General features: G+C 64.1%; 2 protein-coding genes. Both read right to left on the reverse strand.

The window, feature by feature from the left end; genetic code table 11:
- On the reverse strand, positions 1 to 77 hold a 77-nt coding region (locus A5756_RS26420), incomplete at its 3' end, for a PPE domain-containing protein (RefSeq protein WP_156624280.1).
- Between the two features lie 11 nt (positions 78 to 88).
- Positions 89 to 388: a PE family protein gene (locus A5756_RS07670; RefSeq protein ID WP_066949973.1), complete on the reverse strand. Its 300-nt coding sequence runs from the start codon at positions 386 to 388 to the stop codon at positions 89 to 91.
- Positions 389 to 632: the final 244 nt, after the last annotated feature.

Below are 632 nucleotides of genomic sequence, written 5' to 3' on the forward strand. Positions count from 1 at the left end.
ATCAACGACCCCGACCCCGGACCGGCATAAATCCGCGCCGAATTAACCTCCGGCGGAAGCGCCCCAAAATCAAACACCATTGACTCCTTTAACCCGTCGCGGCCGCGTTGGCCGCCTCAGTCACCGCGTACGATCCCGAGCTCATGCCCAGGGTGTTGACGAACATCTCGTGAATCGCCGTGGCTTGGGCGCTCACGGCCTGGTACATCTGGGCGTGCGCGGAGAACTGCGCCGCGGTCAGTGCTGACACCTCGTCCGCGGCGGCCGGCACCACCCCCGTCGTTGGGGCCACCGCCGCAGCGTTCTGCGCGTTCAGCGTCGAACCAATGCTTTGCAGATTGCCCGCCGCCGCGGCCAAGGCCTCGGGCTGCGTCGTGACGAACGACATTTGGATTCCCTCCCTATTCTCTAGGCTCGCTGGCCTTCGAGGAACGGTTTGCCGGTGGGCTTACCGCAGGCATGGCTCACTGGTGAGATTAATGGGGTCACGCCTTGCCTCGCCTCCCTAGTGCCGACTGTTCATACGTGTACAACTTCCGTTCACCTGGGCTTTCCCTATCCGGCCGAGGGTGGGCGGGTTAGGACGCTGTAGCGGAAGCCGTATTTGTGGGAGTAGCCCGCGGCTGCCCCGG

This window comes from Mycobacterium sp. 852002-53434_SCH5985345 (assembly GCF_001667155.1).
GTDB lineage: Bacteria > Actinomycetota > Actinomycetes > Mycobacteriales > Mycobacteriaceae > Mycobacterium.

Bases quoted from the DNA above. Each gene is read 5' to 3' on its own strand.
- A5756_RS07670 (WP_066949973.1), bottom strand. From the start codon at position 388: ATGTCGTTCGTCACGACGCAGCCCGAGGCCTTGGCCGCGGCGGCGGGC.